Below are 24950 nucleotides of genomic sequence, written 5' to 3' on the forward strand. Positions count from 1 at the left end.
GACCATGGATCTCAACGACGTCCACGCCCTGCTGCACCCCGCTCCCCTGGCACTGGAAACGGGCTTCGAACGGCTGCCCAGCGGCGTGCTGCACGTGGCGTGCCGCACCGACTTGCCAAATTGCACTGGCGAGATGTTTGAATGGTGGTTCCGCTCGCGGCCCGACACGGAACGCTACCTGATGTGGCACCCGGTCGACCACCTGGCCAGCGGCTGGGCCGAAGGCAGCGCCGGGACGCACGTCGGCTCCATCCATCTGGCGGAAGAATTTTTCAGCGGCATGCCGGCCGAACAGCTGGCCATCCAGTTCCGCGATCCGCGTGAATTCTTCGAGGGACGGCAATACGAGGCGGCGCGGGCCGAGGGCCGCATTTCTGCCGCCGTGTGCGCCAGGGTGGGCATGAGCTATGCGCCGCCCCGCACGGCGGACGGCGCCGTCATCGGCGGGCGCCTGCTGCACATGGGCCGCGACACGGCCTGGGGCATGACCTTGCGCAGCCATTTCTACATGGGCCAGGACTTGCCGGACGCCGGCCACAGCCCGCAAGAGATCGCCGCCCTCTTCCCCGAGGCATTCGCCCGCGCCCTGCTCATGCATTGCTACAACGAATTCACCTTCCTGGCGCAATTCCTGCGTTCCCACTACCAGGCGAAGCACCGCGACAGCGTGCCCGTGGCGCTGCCCTGGTAGACGGAGGTTTACTCCTCGAGGCCGCCGCCCAGCGCCTTGTACAGCGCCACGGCCGACTTGAACTGGTCGCGCCGCGCGTCGAGCAGGGCTTGCTGGGCCGCATACGACTGGCGCTGCGCGTCGAGCAATTCCAGGCGGCTGTCCTGGCCCGCGTCGTAGCGCAGCTGCGACAGGCGCTGGCGCTGCCGCGCCGCCGCCACCACGCGCTCCTGCGCGGCGATCTGCTGCGCAAACGTGGCGCTGCCGGCCAGGCCGTCGCGCACCTCGCGGAACGCCGCCTGGATCGCCTGCTCGTACTGCAGTACGGCCACGTCCTTGCGCAGGCGCGACAGCTGCAGTTCCGCGCGCAGCTGGCCGCCCTGGAACAGCGGCTGCGTCACTTGCGGCGCGAACGACCAGCTGCGCGCGCTGCCGCGGAACAGGTCGCCCAGTTCCGGGCTGGCAAAGCCCAGCGACGCCGTCAGGGACAGGCGGGGGAAGAAGGCGGCGCGGGCGGCGCCGATTTCCGCATTCGCCGCCGCCAGCGCATATTCGGCCTGCAGGATGTCGGGACGGCGCGCCAGCAAGTCCGACGGCAGGCCGGGCGGCAGCTGCGTCAGCACAGGCTGGCCATCGAGCGGCCGGCCGGCGGGCAAGTCCGTTGGCAGCGGCGCACCGAGCAGCAATTCCAGGTTGTTGCGCGAAAGTAGACTGGCCCGTTCGCGCGCCTGCACGTCCGCTTCCGCCGTGGCCGCCTGCCCTTGCGCTTGCGCGACGTCCAGGCCGCTGCCCTGCTGCGCGCCGTGCAGGCGCTGCGTCAGGAGCAGCGCCTGGCGCCAGTCAAGCAGGGTTTGCCGGGCCAGCGCCAGCTGTTCCTCGGCCAGGCGCTGCTCCAGGTAGGCGTCGGCCACGGCGCCGATCAGGGCCATATGCGCGGCGCGCTGGCCCTGCTGCGTGGCCAGATAGCGGGCAAACGCCGCGTCCGATAGCGAGCGCAGGCGGCCGAACAGGTCGATCTCGAACGCGCTCATGGCGATGCCGGCAGTGAACTGATTCTGTGTCACAGCGTCGGCGCCGCGCTGGCGCACGCCGCCCGCATTCGCGCCGATGGCCGGATAGCGGCCCGCATCCTGGATCTGGTACTGCGCCCGCACGGCTTCCACATTGAGCGAAGCCACGCGCAAGTCGCGGTTGTTTTCCAGCGCGATATCGACCAGGCGCTGCAGCCGCGCATCGAGCAGCATCTGGCGCCAGCCCAGGTCGGCCGCGGTGTCGGCCGTGGCTGGCGCGGCAGATTCTGCATAGCTGGCCGGTATCGGTGCCGCCGGCTTGACCAGCGGCGGCGTCAGGGAACACGCCGACAAGGCCAGCGCGGCCAGGGGCGTGAGAAAAAAGAAACGCATTACAACTCTCCTTCCACCGCCTTGACGGCGATGCGATCACTGCGTTTGTTGAAGTACGTACCCATCTTGTCGACGGCGCCCAGCACCACGACAAAGAACACGGGCACGAAAAACACGGCCAGCACGGTGGCGGTAATCATGCCGCCGAACACGCCCGTGCCGATCGCGTGCTGCGTCTCGGCGCTGGCGCCCGTGGCCAGCATCAGCGGCACCACGCCCAGCGCGAACGCCAATGACGTCATCAAAATCGGGCGCAAGCGCAGGCGCGCCGCTTCCACCGTCGCCTCGACCAGCCCCTTGCCCTGCGCCTGCAACTGGCGCGCATACTCGACGATCAGAATGGCATTCTTCGCCGACAGGCCGATGATGGTGATCATGCCCACCTTGAAGAACACGTCGTTCGGCATGCCGCGCAGCATCACGGCCAGCACGGCGCCCAATAAGCCCAAAGGCACCACCAGCATCACGGAGACGGGAATCGACCAGCTTTCATACAGGGCCGCCAGCACGAGGAAGACCACCAGCATCGACAGCGCCATCAGCATGGGCGCCTGCGACGCCGATTCCTTCTCTTGCAGCGACTGGCCCGTCCACGCCAGCGCGAAGCCCGGCGGCAATTGCTTCACGAGCCGCTCCATTTCCAGCATGGCGTCGCCGCTGGACACGCCGGGCGCCGCGCTGCCGGAAATGCGCGCCGACGGGTAGCCCTGGTAGCGCACCAGCTGCAGCGGCGACTCGCTCCACACGGGGCGCACGAGTTCGCCCAAGGCTACCATGCCGCCCGCGTTATTGCGGATGCGCAAGGCCAGCACGTCGTTGAGTTGCATGCGCGACGGCGCGTCGGCCTGGATGATCACCTGCTGCATGCGGCCCGCGTTCGGGAAATCGTTGACATAGGTCGAACCCATGGCCGCCGTCAGCATGTCGGCAATCGCCGTAAACGATACGCCCAGCGCTTCGGCCTTGGTGCGGTCGATATCGAGGCGCACGCTGGCGCCGGGCGGCAAGCCGTCCGGATACACGCCCGCCACCTTGCTGCTTTGCGCGGCCAGGCCCAGCAGCTGATTCTGCGCCGCCTGCAGGGCCGCGATGCCCTGGCTGGCGCGGTCTTGCAGGCGCATGGAAAAGCCGGACGAGTTGCCCAGTTCATCGATGGCGGGCGGCATCAGGCTCATGATCACGCCCTCCTTCGCCTGCGACATGGCCGCCTGCGCCAGCGCCACTTCTTCCTGCGCCGTGGCGCCGTTGCGCTGTTTCCAGTCCTTCAGCATGGTGAAGGCCAGGCCCGCGTTCGGTCCCGCGCCGGAAAAGCTGAAGCCGAGGATCGATTGATTTACCTCAATGCCGGGCCGCGTGGCCACGTGCTGTTCGTACAATTTGACGACATCGAGCGTGCGCTCCATGGTGGCATCGGACGGCAGCTGGATCGAGGTAATGAAATATCCCTGGTCTTCTTCCGGCAAAAAGGCCGACGGCAGCTGCATGAAGGCTACGCCCAGCGCCGCGACGATGGCGCCGTACAGCACCATCGAGCGGCCGGCGCGTTTCAGCATCGCCACCACGCCTTTTTCGTAGCGGGCCGTCATGCGCTCAAATTGGCGGTCGAACCACAGGAAAAAGCCTTTTTTATCATGGTCATGCGGTCCGATTGGTTTCAACATCGTGGCGCACAGGGCCGGCGTCAGGGTCAAGGCCAGAAACGCCGAGAACAGGATCGACACGGCCATCGCCAGGGTGAACTGGCGGTAGATGGCGCCCACGGAACCGCTGGCCAGCGCCATCGGGATGAACACGGCCGTCAGCACCAGGGTGATGCCGACCACGGCCCCCGTGATTTCGCGCATCGCTTTCGAGGTCGCTTCCTTCGGCGACAGGCCCTCGGTCGCCATCAGGCGCTCCACCGCTTCCACCACCACGATGGCATCATCGACGATGATGCCGATGGCCAGCACCATGCCGAACATGGTCAGCACGTTGATGGAATAGCCGGCCAGCAGCATCACCGTAAACGTTCCCATCAGGGCGATCGGCGCGACGATGGCGGGAATCAGGGTGTAGCGTATCTTTTGCAGGAACAGGTACATGACGAGGAAGACCAGCACCATCGCCTCCAGCAAGGTGACGATCACTTTCTCGATCGAGATTTTCACGAACGGCGCCGTATCGAACGGCACCGAGTATTTGATCCCGGCCGGCATGGTGTGCGCCAGTTCGGCCATGCGCGCGCGCACGGCCGCCGCCGTCTGCACGGCGTTGGCACCGGGCGACAGCATGATGGCGGCGCCCGACGCGGCTTGGCCGTTTTCGCGGATGCTGAAATTGAAGCTTTGCGCGCCCAGCGACACTTTTGCCACGTCGCCGATGGTCACTTTCGAGCCGTCCGCATTCGCGCGCAGCACGATGGCGGCAAATTCGGCCGGGGTTTGCAGCTGCCCCTGCACCGTCAGCGGAATCGTCACGCGCTGGCCGTGCACGGCGGGCGAATCGCCGAGGCGGCCCGGTGCGATCTGCACATTTTGCTGCGCGATGGCGGCCGTCAGCTCGCCCATGGCGATGTTGTAGGACACCAGCTTGGCCGGGTCGACCCAGATGCGCATGGCCCGCTCGGAGCCGAACAGCTGCACCTTGCCCACGCCGGGAATGCGGCGCAGCTCTTCCGTCACGTTGCGCGCCAGGTAGTCGCCCAGCGCCACTTCGTCATGCTGGCCATTCTCGGAGATCAGGCTGACGATCATCAAAAAGCCGGACGACGCCGATTCCACCGTCAAGCCGTTTTGCCGCACGGCTTGCGGCAAGCGCGGCTCGATGGCTTTCAGGCGATTCTGCACGTCCACCTGCGCCATTTCCGGGTCCGTGCCCGGCTGGAAGGTGACGGTGATCGAGGCCGAACCCGAGGTGTCGGTGGACGACTCGAAATACAGCAGGTGCTTGACGCCCGACAGTTCGCGTTCGATCAAGCCCACCACGGAATCGTTCATGGTTTGCGGCGTGGCACCCGGATACACGGCGCTGATGCTGACGCTGGGCGGCGCCACGGAAGGAAAACGCGCAATCGGCAATTGCGGTATGGCGATCAGTCCGAACAGGACGATGAAGACCGCCACCACCCACGCAAAGACGGGGCGGTTGATGAAAAATTGAGGCATGTCGTTAGACTTTCATTGAATTCAAATGGCGCATCAACGCGCTTTGGCGGCAGCTGCGGCTGCCACGACGGCCGGCTTCCATGGCTGCGGCGCGGCGGTGGCGCCCGGCTGCAGCCGTTCCTGGCCTTCGATGACGACGGTGTCGCCCGCCTTCAGGCCGCCGTTGACCACGTACTGGTGCTCGACCACGTCGCCCACGGCGATCGGTTTCAGGCTGGCTTTGTTCGTGCCGTCCAACACCCAGGCCTGCGCCTGGCCGCCGCTGCTGCGCAAGACGGCTTGCTGCGGCAGCAGCACGCCGTTGGCCTGCACGGCTCGGGCGATGCGGGCGCGCACGAACATGCCCGGCAAGAGCTGGCGCTGCGGATTGTCGACCAGCACGCGGATGACGGCGTCGCCCGTGCCCGCATCGACGCTGATGCCCGAGAACAGGATGCGGCCCGTAACGGGATGCGGCTGGCCATCGGCGCCTAGAATGGTCACGGGCAGCTTGTCCGCGCCACCCGTACCCGAGGCTTGCAGCGCGGCCAGCGCGGCGGCCGGCTGGCGCACGTCGACATACACTTTGTCGATCTGCTGGATGCGCGCCATCGGCGCAGCATCGGCCACGCCTACGAGCGCGCCTTCGGTCACCAGTTCGGAGCCGATGCGCCCGGCAATCGGCGCCTCGATGCTGGCAAAGGCCAGGTCCAGGCGGCGCCGGGCCAGGGTCGCGCGCGCCTGCGCCACGGTGGCCACGGCTTGCTCGCGCTGGGCCACGGCGTCGTCATATGCCTGGCGGCTGATGGCGTCCGCTTCCACCAGCGGCTTTAACCTGTCCGCCTGGCTGCTGGCGCGGTTCGCCGTGGCCACCGCATGCTGCAGGGCGGCGGCGGCCGAATCGACGTCCGCCTGGAACGGCGCCGGGTTGAGCTGGAACAGCTTCTGCCCCGCCGTCACGTCGGCGCCCTGCTCGAACTGGCGGCGCAGCACGATGCCGCCCACCTGCGGGCGGATGTCGGCCGTGCGGAAGGCGGCCACCCGGCCCGGCAATTCGTCGCTGAGGACGACGGGTGCCGCTTGCAGCTTGAGCACCGTCACGGCGGCGGGCGGCGCGGCCGCCTCGTCCGGCGCGGGTTTGGAACAGGCGGCAAGGCTGAACAGTGCCGCGGCGATCAACATGTTTTTCTTGGTGAAGTGGCTCGGATGCATGGTCTTTCTCTATGGCAGATCCCAACCGGCGGTCCGGTCGACAGATAAGCGCAGCATAAAAGGCCAAGGTGGACATTTCGTCAAAGAAATGTGGAGATTCGATGGAGAGAAAGAAGAATGCTAGACTATTTGCATGAACTATCATCACAGCGCCAGCCAGCCCTCTTTTCTTGCCACCACGCCCCCTTCCGCCCTCATCCTGATCGCCGAAGATGAACCGCAAATCGCCCGCATCCTCGCCGGTTATCTGGAGCGCGACGGTTACCGCACGGCCTTCGCCCTCGATGGCCAGGAAGCGCTGCAGCAGCACCTGGCATTGGCGCCGGACCTGCTGCTGCTCGACGTGCAGATGCCCCGCGTCGACGGCTGGGCCGTGCTGGCGGAAGTGCGGCGGCGCGGCGAAACGCCCGTCATCATGCTCACAGCCCGCGACCAGGATGCCGACAAACTGGCCGCCCTGCGCGTAGGCGCCGACGACTACATCATCAAGCCCTTCAATCCGGCCGAAGTGGTGGCGCGCGTGGCCGCCGTGCTGCGCCGCTCGCGCGTGCGCCACCACCCGGTGGGCGGCCAGCGCCTGCGCTGCGGCCCCATCGAGATCGACCAGGAAACGTACGTGGCCAGCGTGCTGCGCGACGGCGCGCCCGTGCCCTTGAGCCTGACCTTGACGGAATTTCGCCTGCTGGCGCACCTGGCGCGCACGCCGCGCCGCGTCTGCAGCCGCCTGGAATTGCTGGAGTCGTGCATGCCCGAGAGCAATTCGATGGAACGCACGGTGGACAGCCACGTCAGCAAGCTGCGCAAGAAGCTCGAGGAAGCGGGCGTGATGAACATGCCGGCCAGCCTGCGCGGCGTGGGCTACCGGCTGGAAAGCGAGCTCTGATGCGCTTCACTGGCCTGAACCGGCAGATCATCCTGTCGATGTCCGTGCTGATGGTGTGCAGCATCCTGATCATCTGGATCGGTTCCTGGACCTTCTTCGCCATCGCCTTCAAGATCGATCCCGACATGCTGTCCGAGCCCGACGACTGGTCGCCCAGCACCGTCGAATGGCTGTGGATCTTCGCCATCACCGTCTTCGGCCTGGGCCTGGCCGCCTTTTTCGCCCTCAAGCTGGCCGCGCGCATCCTGAAACCGATCAATTCCGTGATGGACAGCGTGCGCCGCGTGGCCCACGGCGACCTGTCCGCGCGCGCCTTCGCGGGCGACCGCAGCCTGGGCGAGACGGCCATGCTGGTCGACGACTTCAACAGCATGGCCGAGCGCCTGCAGCGGGGCGCCAAGGAAAGCGAAACGTGGAATGCCGCCATCGCGCACGAACTGCGCACGCCCGTGACCATCCTGCGCGGCACCTTGCAAGGCGTCGTCGACGGCGTGTTCAAGCCCGAGGAAGTGCCGTTTTCCAGCCTGCTGGCGCAAGTCGAGGACCTGGGCCGCCTGATCGAGGACTTGCGCACCCTGAGCCTGGCCGACAGCGGCCACATGCAGCTGCGCATGGCGTGGACGGACCTGACCCTGGAAATCGAGGAAGTGCGCCGCCTGCTGGCGCAGGAGATGGAGGCGGCCGGCTTTACGCTGCAGCTGCACCTGTCCGACCATCCCGTCTGCTGCGACGCGGCGCGCATCCGGCAAATCGTGCTGGCCCTGCTCGACAACGCGCGCCGCTATGCGCATCCGGGCCTGCTGCGCGTGCGCACCCGCGTGCAGGCCGGCCAGTATTACCTGAGCGTCGAGGATGCGGGCCCCGGCATTGCAGAGGAACTGGCGCCGCATGTGTTCGAAGCGTTTCGCCGCGGCGACAGCGACGGCGGCGACCTGAACGCGGGCAGCGGCCTGGGCCTGGCCGTGGTCGAAGCCATCGCGCGCGCGCACGGCGGCAGCGCGGCCTGCACGCGCGGCAAGGCGGGCGGCAGCGTGTTTACCGTCAAGTGGCCGGTCGAGCACGGCGCGCCGCCGGCCGCCTAAGCAAGACCGTCGGCGCGAACCATGTCGACAAAGGCGCGCAGCACGGCAGGCATCTGCCGCCGGCTCGGGTAGTACAGGAAGTAACGGGACGGCGGCGGCAGGCAGTCTTCCAGCACGCACGCCAGGCGCCCCGCCGCGATATCGGCGCGTGCGTCGGCTTCGTACACATAGGCCAGTCCCGCCCCATCGCGGGCCGCGCGCAGCATCAGCTCGTCGTCGTCGAACACCAGCGGACCGCCGACGGCGATGCTGACGGCTTCCCCATCCTGCCCGAACTCCCACGCATACTGGCGCCCGCTGGGAAAACGCCGGCCTATGCAGGCGTGCGCCAGCAAGTCGCGCGGCGTGCCCGGTGCGCCATGCGCCGCCAGGTAGGCGGGCGACGCCACCACCACGAACGGCTGCGGCGCGCCCACGGGCACGGCGATCATGTCGGCCGCCACCTGTTCGCCGAAGCGGATGCCCGCGTCAAAACCGTCGCGCACGATATCGATCATGCCGTCATCGGTGACCACTTCGACCTGCACGCGCGGATAGCGGGCGACAAAACCGGCCAGCATGGGCGCGAGCAGCAGCCGAGCGGCGGGACGGGGCACGTTCAGGCGCAGCGTGCCTGCGGGCACATCCTGCAGGGCGCTCAAGTCTTGCAAGGCATCGTCGATTTCGCGCATGGCCGGCGCCAGCCGCGCCAGCAGCTGCTGCCCCGCCTCCGTCGGCGTGACGCTGCGCGTGGTGCGGTTCAGCAGGCGCACGCCCAGGCGCTCTTCCAGCGCGCGCAATGCGTGGCTGAGGGCGGAGGCGGACACGCCCCGCTCCAATGCCGCCTTGCGGAAGCTGCGCAGGCGGGCGACGGCGGCAAAGGCCGTCAATTCGTTGAGGTCAGCCATTGTCGAGGAAAAAATTCATGAAAAAAATTCAGTAATACATACAGGATTAGCCATCTTATCGCATGCTGTTCCTTCATCCATACTCCTTGCATCTTTTTTTGAAGAGGAGTGAAAAATGGAACACAGAACACTGGGCAACTCCGGCTTGCGCGTCGCCCCCATCGGCCTGGGCTGCATGGGCATGAGCTTTGCCTATGGCGGCGCCGACGAGGCCGCCTCGCTGCGCGTGCTGCACCGGGCCGTGGAGCTGGGCGTGACCCTGATCGATACGGCGGAAGTCTACGGTCCCTACGCCAACGAGGACTTAGTAGGCCGCGCCTTGAAGGAATTACGCGGCAAGGTGAGCATCGCCACCAAGTTCGGCTTCAAGATCTTGCCGCACGGCCAGGGCGTGGAACGCATGGCCGGTGTCGACAGCCGCCCCGAACATATTCGCCAGGCGGTGGAAGGGTCGCTGTCCCGGCTCGGCATCGAGTGCATCGACCTGTTGTACCAGCACCGCGTGGACCCGGCCGTGCCCATCGAAGACGTGGTCGGCGCCATGGCCGAACTGGTACGGGCGGGCAAGGTGCGCCACCTGGGGCTGTCGGAAGTGTCGGCCGCCACCCTGCGCCGCGCCCACGCCGTGCATCCGATTGCGGCCGTGCAGTCCGAATACTCGCTGTGGAGCCGCGACGTGGAAGCGGACGTGCTGCCCGCCTGCCGCGCGCTCGGCATCGGCTTCGTGCCCTACAGCCCGCTGGGCCGGGGTTTCCTGACGGGACGGCTCGCATCCAGCGCCGCGCTGGCGCCAGACGATTACCGCCACAGCCTGCCCCGCTTCCAGCCGCCGGCGATGGCGGCCAACGGACATCTCGTTGCCGAATTGCAGCGCCTGGCGGCGGCGTGCGGCGCCACGGCGGCCCAGCTGGCCCTGGCCTGGCTGCTGGCGCAAGGCGACGACATCGTGCCGATTCCCGGCGCCCGCAGCCTGGCCCACCTGGAAGAGAACGTGGCCGCCGCGCAACTCACTCTGAGCGGCGCCGAGCTGGCCGCCATCGGCGCCGCCATCGCGCCCGCCAGCGTGCAAGGCGAGCGCTACCCGGCAGTGGAGCTGGCCATGGTGGGGCTGTAAAGGGCAAGAGACAGCTCATCTATACAACTCTCTTTGAGGGGCCGCACTTGAAATGGCTGAATCCGCTATCATTTCCAATCTGAACTATTCACTCTGAAAGGGATTCACATGTCCGATTTGCTCGAAACACTGCAATGGCGCTACGCCACCAAGAAAATGGACCCGACGAAAACGGTGCCGCAAGACAAGGTCGAGCGCATCCTGGAAGCCGTGCGCCTGACGGCCAGCTCCAGCGGACTGCATCCTTACGAAGTGTTCGTCGTGACGAATCCGGCCCTGCGCGAGCAGATTAAGCCGCACGCGTGGAACCAGTCGCAAGTGACGGACGCCTCGCACCTGCTGGTGTTTGCCGCCTGGGACAATTACACGCCCGAGCGCATCAACGCCCGCTTTGACCTGGTCAACACCGTGCGCGGCTTCAAGAACGAAGGCTGGGAAGCGTACCGCCAGCAGATCCTGGCCACGTATCCGCAGCGCGATGCCGAGACCAACTACCAGCACGCGGCGCGCCAGGCGTATATCGGCGTGGGGACGGCCCTGATCGCTGCGGCGCAGGAAAAAGTCGATTCGACGCCGATGGAAGGTTTTGATCCGGCCAAGGTCGACGAGATCCTGAAGCTGCGCGAAAAAGGCTTGCGCTCCGTCGTCATGCTGCCGCTGGGCTACCGCGCCGACGAAGGCGACTGGCTGGTGGACCTGAAAAAAGTGCGCCCTGCACGCGAGCAGTTCATCACCGAGCTGGCGTAAGCGCCTCGAGCGTGACTGAAAAGCGGATGCCCTCGCCGGCATCCGCTTTTTTTTCGTTCAGGCCGCTTGCGGAAAGCGCACCGTCACCTGCAAGCCCCGCCCCGCCTCGCCTTCGGCCAGTGCAATGTCCGCCTGGTGGTGCTCGGCGATGTGGCGCACGATGGACAGGCCCAGGCCGCAGCCCCAGGCGTCGTTGCCGTCGGGACGGAAGAAGCGGTCGAACAGCCGTGCATGGTGCTGGCGCGGCACGCCGGGGCCGTTGTCCGATACGCGCAGCAGGGGCCGCCCCTCTTCCAGCGCCGCCTGCAGATCGACCCGGCCGCCCTGCTGCGTGTAGCGCAAGGCGTTGTCGATCAGGTTATTCAGCAAGACCTGCAAGCCGTCGGGATCGGCCTGTACCAGCACCGGGGCCGGCAGCGTTTCCACCACGCCCAGGTCGATCGCGCGGCTGTCGGCCAGCGCACTGTGGTCGGCCACGGCCGCTTCCAGCAACTGCCCCAGGTCCACCGTGTGCAGCTGGCTGGCCGTGAGCGCCGTTTCATGGCGCGCCAGGCTGAGCAATTGCCGCACCAGGTGCGTGCTGCGGTCCAGCCGTTCATGCAGGCGCCCCAGCGCGACGCGGCGCTCTTCCTCGCTGCCGGCCCGTTCGGCCACCTGCAGCTGCAGTTTCAGCGCCGTCAGCGGCGAGCGCAATTCATGCGCGGCATCGGCGACAAAGGTGCGCTGTGCCGTCAGCGCCGCTTCGAACTGGCCCATCAGGCTGTTCAGCGCCAGCGCCACGGGCCGCAGTTCGGGCGGCATGTCGTCGGCCGCCAGCGGCGTGAGCGCTTCCGGCGAACGGCCGGCCACGGATTCGGCCAGCCGGTGCAGCGGCGCCAGCGCGCGCCCCACGACGGCGACGATCAGCAGCGCCAGGATCAGCGCGAACACCAGCAGGGGCGCGCCGGCGCGCATGGTCATCTGCCAGGCCAGCTGGTCACGCACGGCCTGCGCCTGCGCGACCTGCACGTAGCGGCCGCGCCGCGTCTCGCCGTACAGGCGCCAGTCCTCGCCGTGCAATGTGACATCGGCAAAGCCGGCCAGCGCATAGCGCGGCAATGCCGGCTGGCCCTGCAGGATGGGCAATGGCTTGCCGTCCTCGTCCCACGCCTGCAGCACGAACGCCTCTTCCGGCTCCTGCGCGGCGGCCAGGCCCGCCTGCGGCTCGAACTCGTCGGGCAAGGCCACGGCCAGCTGGCGCAGCTGCAAGTCAGCCAGTTCATTGGTTTCTTCCAGCAGCGAGCGGAACAGCGAAATGCCGGCGCCGAGCACGCACAGCAAGGTGGCGGCCAGCAAGCCGAGCAGTAATTGGCGGCGGATGGTCAGCAAGACGCCACCCGCATTTTGTAGCCCACGCCGCGCACGGTCTGGATGGCGTCCGCGCCCAGCTTCTTGCGCAGCTGGTAGACGTACACATCGACGGTATTGCTTTCCACTTCGCAATCCCAGCCGTACAGCTTTTCGCTCAGCTGACGCTTCGACACCACCTTGCCCGGATGGTCGAGCAAGGCGCGCAGCACGGAAAACTCGCGCGGCGGCAGCTTGATCAGTTCGCCCTCGAACGTCACGTCGTGGCTGGCCAGGTCGAGGATCAGCGCGCCATGCTCGATGACGGAGCGCGAACGGCTGACCCGGCGCCGCAGCAGCGCGCGGATACGCGCCAGCAGCTCGTCGAGGTCGAACGGTTTGACCAGGTAATCGTCGGCGCCGCTGTCGAGTCCTTCCACGCGGGCCGGCGTGCCGTCGCGCGCCGTGATGATCAGCACGGGCAACTCGGCGCCCCGCGCGCGCATGGCGCGCAGCACGTCCATGCCCTGCTTGCCGGGCAAGCCCAGGTCCAGCAGCATCAAATCGTAGGCGAAGCCGGCCAGCGCCAGCTCCGCATCGTGGCCGTCGCGCACCCAGTCCACGGCATAGCACTCGCCGCGCAAGCCCTCGACCAGGCTTTCCCCGATCATCGGATCGTCTTCCACCAGCAACACGCGCACCTGGTCCCCTCGCAGTCTTGAAAATACCGCTATCTTAACGTGGCTGGGGAAAGTGGGCTTGCGCCAGTCGAAGTCTCACAGGCTCCGCGGACTGCGGGCTGCGTCATGTCCGGGTGCGCATCGCGCAGGCCGGGATGTGATGATCGTGGACGAACAGTTCGGCGCTGCCAGGCATGCCTTTCGACACCGGCCTGGCAGGCCTGCGACAGGCCCTGGCGGATGCAGGCCCCGTGCGGGTGCGGCAGGACGCTTACTGCGCCAGGTAGCGTTCCGAACGCGGGCCGTACAGCAAGCCGTTCGGCACGCCGGCCGACAGCAGGCGCGCATTCGCCGTGCCGGCGATAGGATGGCTGGCATCGGTGCTGGTGTTGATGATCTGCTTGACCGCCGCCGTCACCAGGGCGCCGATCAGGCCGCCGCCACCGCTGTTGTTGCCTTCATTGCTCGATGCGCTGGCGGCGCCCTGCCACAACAAGGCGCCCGTCTTCAGGTCGACCAGCTTGGCATCGACCGCCACCACCGTCACGCTGTCGATCACGGCGTACGTCGTGCCGTATTTGGAAATCGTCACGTACAGGCCCGCATCGGCGCCAAAGATCTCGTTGAGCTTCTTGGCATCGACGCCGTGGATATCGGCCGCGTTCGTCAAGCCGTTCTGCTTGAAGGTTTCACCGACCACGGCCACCGGCAGCACGTAGTAGCCCGCTTCGGCCAGCGGATAGGTCACTTGCGCGTAGACGCTGTTGCCGGCATTGACTTCCGGCGAGTTGTTCAACGGCGGCAAGACCACGATCGAGCGGGGCTTGGCCGCCTTGAAGGCGGTGTAATCGTATGCCGCCTGCTTGGTGGCGCAACCGACCATGAAGATGGCGGGACCCAGGCACAGGGCCATTTTCAACATGCGCGACATCATAATTTCTCGCCTTTTTTCAATTTACCCAACAGGAAGTCCATGTACGGCGTCGATTCCGGGAACAGTTTTTTCTCGTCTTCGAACTGCGCGGCGACCTGCTCCGGCTTGCCGGCGATCGAGTACAGCATGCCCAGGTGGGCATGGAAGCCCGGCGGTGCATGATTACCCTTGGCAGCGATCACTTGCAGGTCTTTTTCCATGGCGGCCATCTGCTGCTCCGGGCTTTCGCCCTTCAGGTATTCGTACACTTGCGGCTGGTAGCCTTCCCATTGGTACAGGGTCTTCGATTGCGTGGCGCAACCGGTCAGGGCGGCACAGGCGAGCATGGCCAGCAGGGCAGCGCCCTTGTTCATCATTGTTGTCATGGGATACCTTATTGTTTGCGCAATGCGCCCGCTTCGACGCCGGCCACCAGGCGCTCGACCGCTTCGCGCATGGCCAGATCCAGGACTTTGCCGTTGAGGGTGGCGTCATAGCTGGCGGTGCCGCCAAAACCCAGCACTTCGCGGTTCGACAGGCTGTATTCGCCGGCGCCGCCGGCCGAGTACACGACTTCCGAGGTGGCGATATTGACAACGTTCAAGGTGACCTTGGCATATGCCACTTGTGTCTTGCCGCGGCCCATGATGCCGAACAATTGCTTGTCGCCCACTTCCTTGCGGCCGAATTCGGTCACGTCGCCCGTAACGACAAAGTCCGCGCCCTTGATGTTCTGGCCCTGCTTCTTGAAGTCAGCTTCCTGCTTGAGCTCGGCCATATTGTCGCGGTCGAGGACGTTGAAGCGGTTGGATGTTTGCAGGTGTGCAATCAGAATTGTCTTCGACTGGCTGCCCAGACGATCGACACCATCGGAAAAGATGCCGCGCATAAAGTTGGAGCGGTTGTCGAACTTGCCGACAGCGATCAGCGTGCGTGGACCGACGTAAGGTCGGGCCGCACTGGCGACTGTGGGAACAGCCAGGGCTTGCGACGATTCGGAAGCGCAGCCAGCCAACGCCGCACCAATCAGCGCTGCAATCAACAACGCGCCAGGTTTATTCTTGTTCATAGTGCCCTTAAGATATGGAGGATCAGGAGCAACCCGCAAAATTGAATTTTGGCAAGTTAATTTCCTAATTGCAATTATATGAGATTGCATGTCTCACAATTCTCTCCAAAAGTAACGATGACAGAATTTGCATTGTTGACTGCCATGACAGGCGCGGCCCTGCTTGACTTCCAGGCTCCTGTTCATTAACTTGGCAGTAAAAAAGCGTGTCGTCAGCGCCACAGCCGCTGTCCCGCACAGACCTTGCCCGCCGATTGCCCCCGCCCGGCGCCCACTCCACGCTCTCACATAAACGGGTATTGAGGCCATGCCGACACACGATCCTTCCCCGTCCCATCCGCTGGCCACGGCGCTGGCGCTCTCGCTGGGCGCCGCCGTCGCCCTGGGCCTGTCGCGCTTTTCCTATGGCTTGCTGCTGCCGCCCATGCGTGACGATCTGGGCTGGTCCTACCTACTGGCCGGGGCCATGAACACCTTCAATGCGCTCGGCTATTTTCTCGGCGCGCTGGCCACGCCGGCCCTGATGCGCCGCCTGGGCGTGTGGCGCCTGCTGATCGCCGGTTCCGTGCTGGCCAGCGTCTTCATGCTGATGTCGGGCCTGGTCAGCGATACGGCCGCCCTGTTCCTGCAGCGCGTGTGTGCGGGCGTGGCCAGCGCCTTCATTTTCATCGCCGGCGGCGTGCTGGCGGCGCGGCTCGGTTCCATGCACAGCCAGCGCGCCGGCTTCTACATCGGTTTGTACTACGGCGGCACGGGCTTCGGCATCGCGCTGTCAGCCCTGCTGGTGCCGGCGGCATTGGCCGCCGCGCAAGACCACGGCGCCGCGCATGCCTGGCAATGGCCGTGGCTGGCCCTGGGACTCGCCTGCCTGGCCGCCACCGCCCTCATGGCCCTGCCGGCCAAAACGATCGGCGAAACGCCGCGCGCCGTCGACACACCGCGGCGTTTCGCCTGGCGCGACTTTTCTCCCAGCCTGGCTGGCTATTTCATGTTTGGCGTCGGCTACATCGGCTACATGACTTTCGTCATCGCCCTGCTCAAGCAGCAAGGCATGCGTGCCAACTTGATCACCGTGTTCTATACGGTATTGGGCCTGGCGGTGGTGGCCTCGTCGCGCATCTGGGCGCGCATGCTCGACCGCTACAGGGGCGGCGAATCGCTGGCGATATTAAATGGCGTGCTGGGCGTGGTCACCATCCTGCCCGCGCTGACGAGCTTTGTGCCCGTCGTCTTCCTCTCCGGCCTGGTCTTCGGCGCCGTGTTCCTGTCGGTGGTGGCGTCGACCACGGCGCTGGTGCGGCATAACCTGCCGCAGCAATCGTGGACGGCCGGCATCAGCGCCTACACGACCGTGTTCGCGCTGGGCCAGATCGTCGGCCCCGTCGTGGTCGGCTGGATCGCCGACGGCCCGGCGGGACTGGAGCGGGGCTTGATCGCCTCGGCCATCGCCCTGTTCATCGGCGCGGCATTGGCATCGCGGCAAAAAGCGCTGGCGGCGGGCGCGTGAGCGGCTGTCTTCATCTGGCGCCCTTATTGGAATCCCACGACCCCGCACACACATTTGACTCCGATATAAAAATAACATGCATTTTCCAATATAGTTTAATAGCTGACATTTTCAAGCAGAGCACCGAGAAGCCGAACCGATATAATTAAAACTTGCGGCCAATTCTTCAACATCAATGCATTAAACCTGTTCAATTTCCAATTTCGCCACCGATTTCAGGCGCACGAAAAACAAATAGCCATCGCCCAGTGACTGGTGACAAGGTCCATCAAGCGGAGACGGATGGGCTGCAACTGCGGCGTGCCAAGCTATCCACGCGGGACAACGGCCTTGCCGGCATCATTGTTCAACTTGCCGGGCTTCCCCCGGCATCTACGAGGTAAAAATGCAAGATCACAGTCACAGGGCAACAGCAATCCCTCATCGTCAGATCAGGGCTTCCTACGACGCAGCAACCATACGCGTCTATCAAGCCTATTCCGATGTGATCGCGGAGGCGGCCCTGGCGAATGGCACATTCACCTCGCCGCCATTTAAGATGGAACGCATGACCTGGATTAAGCCATCTTTTTTATGGATGATGTATCGCGCTGGATGGGGATTCAAAGACGTCGGGCAGAAACGTATTCTGGCGATCGATATCAGCAGATCAGGATTTGAATGGGCACTGGAGCACGGCTGCCTGAGCCACGCAGACGCGTCCATCAGCAAGGATGAATGGACAAAGAAAAAAGAAGCGTTACCCGTGCGCATCCAATGGGATCCGGAACGGGATCTGCTGTTGCAGCCGCAACTACACAGAGCCATTCAGATTGGCCTCGGCAAAGAAGCCGTTGAGCTTTATGTACAGAAATGGATTACAAGGATAGAGGACGTGACGCCACTGGCCCACGCCATTCACGGATTGCTTATTCAAGAGAAGTTGGAGGAAGCTGGGCAACTGCTGCCGAAAGAGAGACCGTACTCGTCAGCATTCCATCAGTCCTGAGCGCCGGTGGTGGCTAGATGCTGATTGCGCCGACAGGGATGAGGTCGTCTATGCATCGCGGACCTGGCAGCGGTTCTCCGTCATCGGCGCCGCGCTGGCCTGGCGGAAAATGCGTTTGCGCCGACCGCATAGTAGACTAAAGGCATAGCCCACTTTCGCGAAAAGAACACGATGAATACCGATGCCCGAAAACTCCCGCCAACGATGGATGCCGAAACCTTGGAATTCATCCAGGGCCTGTTTGCCCTGGTGCGCGAAGGCGATACGCTGCAACTGGGCACCATGGTCGCCCAGGGCGTCCCGGTCAACTTCCGCAACGAGAAAGGCGACAGCCTGATCATGCTGGCCAGTTACCATGGCCACCTGGAAACGTCGCGCCTGCTGCTCGAAGCGGGCGCAGACGCCAACGTGCCCAACGACCAGGGCCAGACGCCGCTGGCCGGCGTGGCCTACAAGGGCTACCAGGACATCGTCGAATTGCTGCTCCAGCACGGCGCCAGCGTGGACGGCGCCAGCCCGGACGGCAAGACACCGTTGATGATGGCCGCCATGTTCAACCGCCTCGCCATCCTCGACCTGCTGCTGCAACACGGCGCCCGCATCGATGCCGTGGACAGCCGCGGCATGACTGCCGTCAAACTGGCCAAGAGCATGAATGCGCAGGAGACGCTGGGCCGGCTGGTCGGCTTGGGACAGACGGCTTAGCCGATGCTGACATCACCAGCCGTTTTGCAAGCGCCGCCGGCAAAAAAAGATCCTCAAAAATCAGGGGGCTGGCGGTGTCGTTGAGCCGGCGTCAGCTTACGCGGCTGGTGAATGATTTTTCCCACTCGATGGTCAATGAGGTGGCTAAGCGTTTGATTTTTCGGCGTTTTCCAAACCATTCAGTTGCCGATACCCTCAAAAATACCCTCACCTGCAAAATCCGCTACTGCCGGTTTGTCGCGGCCGGGATGGGAGACACCAGCCCGCTTGCTCACACCTGTCATCCGATTCTTCTGGGCGACAACGCCTTCATCTCAGCACAGCAGCAATCAAAGCGCTCCGATAAATTTAAGGATACGCCAATCTTCAGCGCAACGCTGTCACCCTGTCATTGACGCAATATCAGGTCCGGTATAGCGACAGAGACGAAACAATGGCACGCTTATCTGCCTACCGCTTTTACCCTGTCCCACACTACCGCCGCTTTTCACGTCTCGAGCAGGACAGTCAGTCGGGTCGTATCGGCATTTAGTGAAGCTCAACTTGCTGTAGATCGATACAGCAAATGTTGAGACCGTGTACGAAAGGCAGACCTGCCCCCGCCCCCGCACCACTCCGTGCTACGACCGCGAACGGCGCCCATTACTGTTGTCGCAACCACACCCAAGGCCTGTTTGACGGGACCAGGCAGGTCAATACCGTCAAACAGGCATCAATTTTGGGCATGTCATAGGTGTTGGTACCGGCACCTAATGCGCCCCCCTGTTCGACAAACGAGCACTGGCAGACGCCTCCATCCATAAATAATATATAAATTAGAAAATTTTTAAAGCCTTTAGATCACACTTAAAATCTCTCAATTCAACCTCATCATCAATCATTAAAAATAAATCCTCCAATTTATTCAGTCTTAAAATTTCATCAATCTCGCCACGATGGAAATCGCAAAATCGTTCCGAACCTCTGCCAGAATCAACAATCAGAGATACAACCTGAATCATTAAATACTCAAGAGGCTGCTCAATACCATAATTAAATTGCTCATAGGCATAAGCATACTCAGATTCATTATCAGCCCAAAAATCCCCTGCCGAATTCATACGATCAATACGATTTCGACAATACCTATAGGCATACTTAAAAAACCACCATTTTATTATTTTGTAATTCACTCGCATATCATCAGGAAGGTAGTCCTCAAGAAATTCATAGCTCATTTTTTCATCCCATTAGCACAATCCCTAATTAAAGACATAACAACCGTCTTTTTTACCCAATCCTGGTATGCAAGCGGCACCATTTTGTCGTGCACAACTTTTTCCAGATGACCAATCATTATCATCTGCTCGTTGAAATGGTCGAGGCTAATCTGTCGCAGGGCATGTGCCAGCTGAATGGCTTATATACCCAGCATTTCAATCGGCACCACAAGCTTGTAGGACACGTATTGCAAGGTCGCTACAAAGCTATCTTGGTGCAGAAAGAAAACTATCTGTTGGAAGTGGCCCGCTACATCGTCTTAAATCCAGTCCGGGCGCACATGGTTGTATCGCCAGATGCCTGGCCCTGGAGCAGTCATCGCTACTTTTTGGACGACGCGACACCTCCATGCTGGTTGGCACGTGACTGGCTCTTGAGCCAGTTTGGCGCTACACGCGACGAGGCGATCGCCAACTATTCTCGGCTTGTAGCGGCAGGTATAGGCGAAACTAGTACGTTCGCCCATACCTGCCACCAGAGCCTTCTGGGCGATGACGCCTTCGTTTCGGTACATCAGCAGTCGAAGCGCTCCGATACATTCAAAGATACGCCAAGGCAGCAGCGCTACGCGGTCACACTGTCACTCGGGGCAATATCACGCCCGCAATAGCGCCAGAGACGAGGCAGTGGCACACGCTTATCTGCAACCGCTTTACCATCTCCCACACCGCCGCCACTTTTCACGTGTCGAGCAGGGCAGTCTGTCGGACCATACCGGCATTTAATAAAGCGCAACTTGCTGCAGATCGAGACGGCCAAGGTTGAGCTCGTGTACGAATGGCGGACCTGACCCTGGCTCCCTAACTACTCATAATTCGAATTAATAAATTCCTCCTCAGTCATTTTATCCGCACGGCATCCCTTTATGCAACCTATCACTTCCCCTTTATCTTTCATAATATACACACCAATCATCAATCCGGATGTTAGTAAATAATCAATCCTGGAAATTTTAATATAATCCTGGATTTTTATTAGCACATCATAAATTTCCTGTGTTTTCCCCAATACATACTCAACATAATTATTATTTTTTCGTCTTTTCACAGAACGGAAAAAACCTTCAGCAGCTCTCACATAATCACCAGCAGTTATATCATGAACAAAATACTTTTCTATAACAGAATTTAATATTATGGACATTTCAATGGGTAGCGGACAAGGCAATTCAAATTCCATTGGATGCAATATTTCAATCATAATCTTCCTCACTTTATTATCGCTTAGTTGTTTTTAATGACGTCATCATATCCAGGGGGATGGGGTTAGGTTGAGCTAGTCCGTGCGTGACACCGGCCGAGCGGGCTCGAGCGACGCGCCAGTCGACCATTTGGCGCGCCAAAACTCGTTACGAAAGCGAATTGATCAGCACTTCCTTAGGTGATCAATACGTTGCCGGTTGCAAGCATATTTCGAAGATCATCTAAACCACCTAGCTGGACCTCCCACAACCAAAGCTGACGATCGCCAACACGCCGCAAAGAAGAGAATGAATCTGCACGAATAATATCTTCCAAGGTCTGAGAAGCTGAAACCTGTGCATTTAATTGTGTATCATTTAGGACGTTTACTGGATATACATCTCGAATTTTTTGGAAGCGTACTTCAGGTAGTGACGCATACCATTTATTTAAACGCTTTCGATCCTCAGCAGTCAGCTTTCCACCGTCCAGACCCAGGACATGGAATTCGGGTTTCTTTTCAATAAATTCAGAAAGAGCATACCCAAAATTCCAGTGCCTCAGACCAATACACGACATTAAAATTCTTTCAAAAATATCGCCGCGAAACTCCAAGAAGCGCTCTTCAATTGCCAAACAAAACAACGTCTCACCAATCTCTTCAACATAACTTAAAGAGGCCGAAGCAAAACTATCATAACCAGGCTCTGCGCTGCCTTCTGGATTTGCAACCAATGACATAACATGGATATCAGAGAAGCCAGATTTCAGCGCCTTTGTGTATACTCTTCCACCAATTTTTGTTAACTCGCCCTTATAACCTAAACCTTCGGCCGCAAAATATGTTGGTGCAATCCCGATACGATGGAAAATTGACGTAACTAAATCGTGCAATGCCTTCAAGCCATCAGCACCTGGAGCTGGAGTCGTGTAACTATAAAGTCCTATTGCAAATGCTTTCTCAGTCATCGAATTCTCTTATCATGGTTTTGGTGTGCGTGTAGGAACGACCACTTTTGGTGGAAGCGGCGTGAAGCCCTGTGCTCTGATCTGCGCATCCAAGGCGGCTCGCATCTGCCGCCAGATTCTTCTAGGCGATGAGGCCTTCATTTCAGCACATCAGCAATCGCAGCGCACCGAGACGCCCAGAGATACGCCAAGGTCGCAGCGCTGCGCTGTCATGCTGTCATTAGAGCAGTTTCGGGCGCACTATAGCGACAGAGACGAGGCGATGGCACGCGCTTATTTGTCACAGGGGACATATTTCCACTTTAACAACAACTGCATCAGAGTAATTGCAGCCATTCTTAATATGTAAATATTCAGGCAAATCAAAAGCATAAAGAATATTTATCCTAGCGCCTTCTTTATAAAGAAAAAAATCTTCTTTATCATTGAAATACATTCCCTCCTTGACCACACAGCCATTCTCCATCAAAAAATTAAAGGCATTTACCTCATCATCAAGATGATCATCCTGTCCAGAAAAAAAAGTACGTCCAACAACACCAGAGACGAGCACCGTTGGAATTTCCCCATCCATTAAATGTTTTTTCCAACGCATCGAACCAAATGCACCAAAAGTTTTAAAATTATCATCTCCCTCATCCTCAAACAAATCCTCACGTCCACTATTCTTCTTCTCTCTCTCAAGAAAATCAAACAAAGAATATACAACCTTAAAACAATGCCCCTCATTCAAACCTTCAAAGTAACTCGTCATTTCCTCGAATCCCCTTCCCCAACCTTCTCAATCATTAGTATATTATCATTGAATATCTTTAAGCCAGGCCCAATCCCAAGCTGCGTATTCATAACACCAAGACCATTATTAATTTTCATTTCTTTAAAAGGATCATCCCTCTTAGGTTTAGCCTCCACCTTAAATCTAACGCTATTACTCCCCCACCCACTTCTCCCCTCCACCATATCGGGGAATTCGACAAAGGCTGCGGAATTTGCAAAAGTTCCTATTTCTTGCAATTTTTCCGAAGTTCCTGGCTTTACTACTATTTTAAAAACATCACCTTCATATTTTTTTGCATAATCAAAAAATGGAGATAGTGATGTCTCTGTGGTACCAGAAATACTTAAAGTCCTAACAAGGGGGGACGGGGTCAGGTCCGGTATTCAGACACGACCTCAGCCATGCCATTGTCCAAACCTTTGCGCAATCTCGGTGCCAATGCGTACGGATCAGATAACGTCTACCGCATGACCCGCCGCCTACGCCTTGAATTTCCCGGCGCCCTCTACCACGTTACTTCGCGCGGCGACCGGCGTGGCACCATTTACCGGGACGATACCGATCGCCTTGCCTGGCAAGAGGTACTAGCCCTGGTCTGCGAGCGGTACCATTTTGTCGTGCACAGTTTCTGCCAGATGAGCAATCATTATCATCTGCTCGTTGAAACGGTCGAGGCGAATCTGTCGCAGGGCATGCGCCAGCTGAATGGCGTTTATACCCAGCATTTCAATCGGCGCCACAAGCTTGTCGGGCACGTATTGCAAGGCCGCTACAAAGCCATCTTGGTACAGCAGGAAAATTATCTGTTGGAATTGGCCCGCTACATCGTCTTGAATCCAGTCCGGGCGCACATGGTGGCATCACCCGGCGACTGGTACTGGAGCAGCCATCACTACGTTTTGGACGAAGCAGCGTCTCCATGCTGGTTGTCGCGTGACTGGCTCTTGAGCCAGTTTGGCGCCACGCGCGACGAGGCGGTCGCCAACTATTCTCGGTTTGTCGCGGCCGGTATGGGTGAAACTAGTCCGCTCGCCCACACTTGCCACCAGATGCTACTGGGCGATGACGCCTTTGTTTCGGCACATCAGCAATCGCAGCGGTCCAATGCATTCAAAGATGCGCCAAGGCAGCAACGCCGCGCGGTCACACTGTCACTCGCGCAATATCAGGCCCGCTATGCCGACAGAGACGAGGCAATGGCACGCGCGTATCTGTCTACCGCTTTTACCATGTCCCATATCGCCTCCGCTTTTCACGTCTCGGCCAAGACAGTCAGTCGAGCCGTATCGGCATTTAATAAAGCGCGACCTGCTGCAGATCGAGACAGCCAAGGTTGAGCTCGTGTACGAATGGCGGACCTGACCCTGGCTCCATGCGCCAAGGTCGCAGCGCTGCGCTGTCATGCTGTCATTAGAGCAGTTTCGGGCGCACTATAGCGACAGAGACGAGGCGATGGCACGCGCTTATCTATCGAGCGCTTTTACCATGTCCCATATCGCCGCCGCTTTTCACGTCTCGAGCAAGACAGTCAGTCGAGCCGTATCGGCATTTAATAAAGCGCAACTTGCCAAAAAAAGAGACGGCCAAAGCTGAGATCGTGTACAAATGGCGGACCTGACCCCGGGACCGACGGTTTGCCGCGTAACATTGTAACGACGCACCAGCTCGGCCTGCGACTCGGTCGATTCCCGTATTAGGCGGAAGGAAAGAGTGTACTCAAAACATGCCGAGCCTTGAAGAGGGGGCCAGCTACGGATGGGGCCATAATCACACAAATCTAAATACTTAGATCATCGGAGAAACTCAATTTTTCATTATTTCACCCTCCCATTTTTTCAAAAGAGTAGAAAATTTTTCCCTGTCAGGATTTGAAAATGGGCACGCCGATATTGATCTAGACACTATGAGGAATAATTTTCTCCTCAATACCTCATCATCATTAAATCCGCCCAAACCTGCAAGAGTTTGAAAGTATCCATCTCTATTTTTAATTATTTCAAAAAAATCATCCCCTCTTGAATCAGTCACACCAATTAATATTGCCTCATAAATTGGATTGATTAAATCCACCAATGAGAAATCATCAAAAAAACCTTCAAAGTCCGATCTAATTCGGCGTATTTTTTTTAAAAATTGAGGGTTTTCTGCTGCAAAACTGAGAGAAATTTTCATATCACTAATGGTTTACTGGGTTATACGGAGGACGTTTTCCGAAAGTTTTAGTATAGGTTTGTATATATTTCAACTCAAGCTCCTTTGCATTTTTCTTCCCCTCTACCGTACGCAATAAATCGACATCTAGTGCTATATCTTTTTTCGCGAAAACACGCTGATGCTCTGTAAACCGTGTAAGGTAGTCACGACCTGCTTCCCCGAAGTGAAGTAACTCTCCCGATTTTGCATCCCGAATTACATAAACATCATGGGGGATGGGGTCACATGGGGGATGGG

General features: G+C 60.4%; 27 protein-coding genes. 11 read left to right on the top strand and 16 right to left on the bottom strand.

Annotation, left to right across the window (positions count from 1 at the left end; genetic code table 11):
* Positions 1–4 precede the first annotated feature (4 nt).
* Positions 5–691 carry a DAPG hydrolase family protein gene (locus CSQ95_RS20835; RefSeq protein ID WP_099410878.1) on the top strand — a complete coding sequence of 229 codons (687 nt, stop codon included), beginning with the start codon at positions 5–7 and terminating at the stop codon, positions 689–691.
* Positions 692–699: 8 nt separating this feature from the next.
* Here the strand turns inward: CSQ95_RS20835 and CSQ95_RS20840 are convergent, their stop codons facing one another.
* The 3 genes from CSQ95_RS20840 to CSQ95_RS20850 are packed head-to-tail and all read right to left on the bottom strand — an operon-like array spanning position 700 to position 6410.
* Positions 700–2073, bottom strand: coding sequence for an efflux transporter outer membrane subunit (locus CSQ95_RS20840; protein WP_099410879.1), 1374 nt, complete (start codon positions 2071–2073; stop codon positions 700–702).
* Positions 2073–5219 carry an efflux RND transporter permease subunit gene (locus CSQ95_RS20845; protein WP_099410880.1) on the bottom strand — a complete coding sequence of 1049 codons (3147 nt, stop codon included), beginning with the start codon at positions 5217–5219 and terminating at the stop codon, positions 2073–2075. The genes CSQ95_RS20840 and CSQ95_RS20845 overlap by 1 nt, the downstream gene beginning before the upstream one ends.
* Before the next feature lie 33 nt (positions 5220–5252).
* Entirely contained in the window at positions 5253–6410 is a 1158-nt protein-coding gene (locus CSQ95_RS20850; RefSeq protein ID WP_099410881.1) for an efflux RND transporter periplasmic adaptor subunit, read from the bottom strand.
* Between the two features lie 133 nt (positions 6411–6543).
* Between CSQ95_RS20850 and CSQ95_RS20855 the strand changes: the two genes are divergently transcribed.
* Together CSQ95_RS20855 and CSQ95_RS20860 are read left to right on the top strand one after the other, a co-directional pair.
* Complete coding sequence (locus CSQ95_RS20855) at positions 6544–7293, top strand: response regulator (RefSeq protein WP_070221491.1); 750 nt, start codon at positions 6544–6546, stop codon at positions 7291–7293.
* Positions 7293–8375 (top strand): ATP-binding protein, encoded by a 1083-nt coding sequence (locus CSQ95_RS20860; RefSeq protein WP_099410882.1) that lies wholly within the window; start codon positions 7293–7295, stop codon positions 8373–8375. The genes CSQ95_RS20855 and CSQ95_RS20860 overlap by 1 nt, the downstream gene beginning before the upstream one ends.
* Here the strand turns inward: CSQ95_RS20860 and CSQ95_RS20865 are convergent.
* The gene (locus tag CSQ95_RS20865; RefSeq protein WP_070221493.1) at positions 8372–9262 is read right to left on the bottom strand and encodes a LysR family transcriptional regulator; all 891 of its coding nucleotides are present in this window, start codon (positions 9260–9262) and stop codon (positions 8372–8374) included. The two genes, CSQ95_RS20860 and CSQ95_RS20865, sit on opposite strands and share 4 nt — an antisense overlap.
* Before the next feature lie 115 nt (positions 9263–9377).
* Between CSQ95_RS20865 and CSQ95_RS20870 the strand changes: the two genes are divergently transcribed.
* Together CSQ95_RS20870 and CSQ95_RS20875 are read left to right on the top strand one after the other, a co-directional pair.
* On the top strand, positions 9378–10376 hold the full coding sequence (locus CSQ95_RS20870; protein WP_099410883.1) for an aldo/keto reductase: 999 nt from the start codon (positions 9378–9380) through the stop codon (positions 10374–10376).
* Between the two features lie 108 nt (positions 10377–10484).
* Positions 10485–11123: an NAD(P)H-dependent oxidoreductase gene (locus CSQ95_RS20875; protein ID WP_099410884.1), complete on the top strand. Its 639-nt coding sequence runs from the start codon at positions 10485–10487 to the stop codon at positions 11121–11123.
* Positions 11124–11180: 57 nt separating this feature from the next.
* Here the strand turns inward: CSQ95_RS20875 and CSQ95_RS29715 are convergent, their stop codons facing one another.
* The 5 genes from CSQ95_RS29715 to CSQ95_RS20900 form a co-directional block, all read right to left on the bottom strand.
* Positions 11181–12491 carry an ATP-binding protein gene (locus CSQ95_RS29715; protein ID WP_099410885.1) on the bottom strand — a complete coding sequence of 437 codons (1311 nt, stop codon included), beginning with the start codon at positions 12489–12491 and terminating at the stop codon, positions 11181–11183.
* On the bottom strand, positions 12485–13150 hold the full coding sequence (locus CSQ95_RS20885; RefSeq protein ID WP_070288051.1) for a response regulator transcription factor: 666 nt from the start codon (positions 13148–13150) through the stop codon (positions 12485–12487). Before CSQ95_RS20885 ends, CSQ95_RS29715 begins: the two co-directional genes overlap by 7 nt.
* 250 nt (positions 13151–13400) lie before the next feature.
* Positions 13401–14063, bottom strand: a complete 663-nt coding sequence (locus CSQ95_RS20890; RefSeq protein ID WP_070221498.1) for a DUF799 domain-containing protein — start codon at positions 14061–14063, stop codon at positions 13401–13403.
* The gene (locus CSQ95_RS20895; protein WP_205602385.1) at positions 14060–14419 is read right to left on the bottom strand and encodes a DUF4810 domain-containing protein; all 360 of its coding nucleotides are present in this window, start codon (positions 14417–14419) and stop codon (positions 14060–14062) included. Before CSQ95_RS20895 ends, CSQ95_RS20890 begins: the two co-directional genes overlap by 4 nt.
* Before the next feature lie 17 nt (positions 14420–14436).
* Positions 14437–15111: a CsgG/HfaB family protein gene (locus tag CSQ95_RS20900; RefSeq protein WP_070288048.1), complete on the bottom strand. Its 675-nt coding sequence runs from the start codon at positions 15109–15111 to the stop codon at positions 14437–14439.
* Positions 15112–15418: 307 nt separating this feature from the next.
* Here CSQ95_RS20900 and CSQ95_RS20905 point away from each other — a divergent pair, with 307 nt between their 5' ends.
* From CSQ95_RS20905 to CSQ95_RS29230, 4 genes are all read left to right on the top strand, one after another.
* The gene (locus tag CSQ95_RS20905; RefSeq protein ID WP_099410886.1) at positions 15419–16618 is read left to right on the top strand and encodes a YbfB/YjiJ family MFS transporter; all 1200 of its coding nucleotides are present in this window, start codon (positions 15419–15421) and stop codon (positions 16616–16618) included.
* Positions 16619–17003: 385 nt separating this feature from the next.
* Positions 17004–17606 (top strand): DUF4291 domain-containing protein, encoded by a 603-nt coding sequence (locus tag CSQ95_RS20910; protein WP_099410887.1) that lies wholly within the window; start codon positions 17004–17006, stop codon positions 17604–17606.
* A 171-nt stretch (positions 17607–17777) separates the two neighbouring features.
* Complete coding sequence (locus CSQ95_RS20915) at positions 17778–18311, top strand: ankyrin repeat domain-containing protein (RefSeq protein ID WP_099410888.1); 534 nt, start codon at positions 17778–17780, stop codon at positions 18309–18311.
* A gap of 107 nt (positions 18312–18418) precedes the next feature.
* Positions 18419–18706 carry a hypothetical protein gene (locus CSQ95_RS29230; protein WP_143450017.1) on the top strand — a complete coding sequence of 96 codons (288 nt, stop codon included), beginning with the start codon at positions 18419–18421 and terminating at the stop codon, positions 18704–18706.
* 420 nt (positions 18707–19126) lie between these two features.
* Here the strand turns inward: CSQ95_RS29230 and CSQ95_RS20920 are convergent, their stop codons facing one another.
* Complete coding sequence (locus CSQ95_RS20920; protein ID WP_099410889.1) at positions 19127–19528, bottom strand: hypothetical protein; 402 nt, start codon at positions 19526–19528, stop codon at positions 19127–19129.
* Between the two features lie 62 nt (positions 19529–19590).
* Between CSQ95_RS20920 and CSQ95_RS30140 the strand changes: the two genes are divergently transcribed.
* Positions 19591–20181, top strand: a complete 591-nt coding sequence (locus CSQ95_RS30140; protein ID WP_257218132.1) for a transposase — start codon at positions 19591–19593, stop codon at positions 20179–20181.
* A 194-nt stretch (positions 20182–20375) separates the two neighbouring features.
* Here the strand turns inward: CSQ95_RS30140 and CSQ95_RS29235 are convergent, their stop codons facing one another.
* The 4 genes from CSQ95_RS29235 to CSQ95_RS29250 all read right to left on the bottom strand — a co-directional run bounded on the left by CSQ95_RS29235 (position 20376) and on the right by CSQ95_RS29250 (position 22735).
* Positions 20376–20771 (bottom strand): hypothetical protein, encoded by a 396-nt coding sequence (locus CSQ95_RS29235; protein ID WP_143450018.1) that lies wholly within the window; start codon positions 20769–20771, stop codon positions 20376–20378.
* Between the two features lie 176 nt (positions 20772–20947).
* Complete coding sequence (locus tag CSQ95_RS29240; RefSeq protein ID WP_143450019.1) at positions 20948–21721, bottom strand: hypothetical protein; 774 nt, start codon at positions 21719–21721, stop codon at positions 20948–20950.
* A gap of 280 nt (positions 21722–22001) precedes the next feature.
* On the bottom strand, positions 22002–22475 hold the full coding sequence (locus tag CSQ95_RS29245; protein ID WP_143450020.1) for a hypothetical protein: 474 nt from the start codon (positions 22473–22475) through the stop codon (positions 22002–22004).
* On the bottom strand, positions 22472–22735 hold the full coding sequence (locus CSQ95_RS29250; RefSeq protein ID WP_143450021.1) for a hypothetical protein: 264 nt from the start codon (positions 22733–22735) through the stop codon (positions 22472–22474). Before CSQ95_RS29250 ends, CSQ95_RS29245 begins: the two co-directional genes overlap by 4 nt.
* Before the next feature lie 165 nt (positions 22736–22900).
* On the opposite strand from CSQ95_RS29250, the gene CSQ95_RS20930 reads away from it, so the two are divergent.
* A complete protein-coding gene (locus tag CSQ95_RS20930; RefSeq protein ID WP_257218131.1) occupies positions 22901–23836 on the top strand; it encodes a transposase in 936 nt (311 codons plus the stop codon).
* A 466-nt stretch (positions 23837–24302) separates the two neighbouring features.
* Here CSQ95_RS20930 and CSQ95_RS29255 read toward each other — a convergent pair whose 3' ends face one another.
* Both CSQ95_RS29255 and CSQ95_RS20935 read right to left on the bottom strand, forming a co-directional pair.
* Positions 24303–24671, bottom strand: a complete 369-nt coding sequence (locus CSQ95_RS29255) for a hypothetical protein (RefSeq protein WP_143450022.1) — start codon at positions 24669–24671, stop codon at positions 24303–24305.
* A gap of 4 nt (positions 24672–24675) precedes the next feature.
* Positions 24676–24950: hypothetical protein (locus CSQ95_RS20935; RefSeq protein ID WP_143450023.1), on the bottom strand; the 275-nt coding region annotated here is incomplete at its 5' end.

The sequence above is a fragment of the Janthinobacterium sp. BJB304 genome, from assembly GCF_002735765.1.
GTDB lineage: Bacteria > Pseudomonadota > Gammaproteobacteria > Burkholderiales > Burkholderiaceae_D > Janthinobacterium.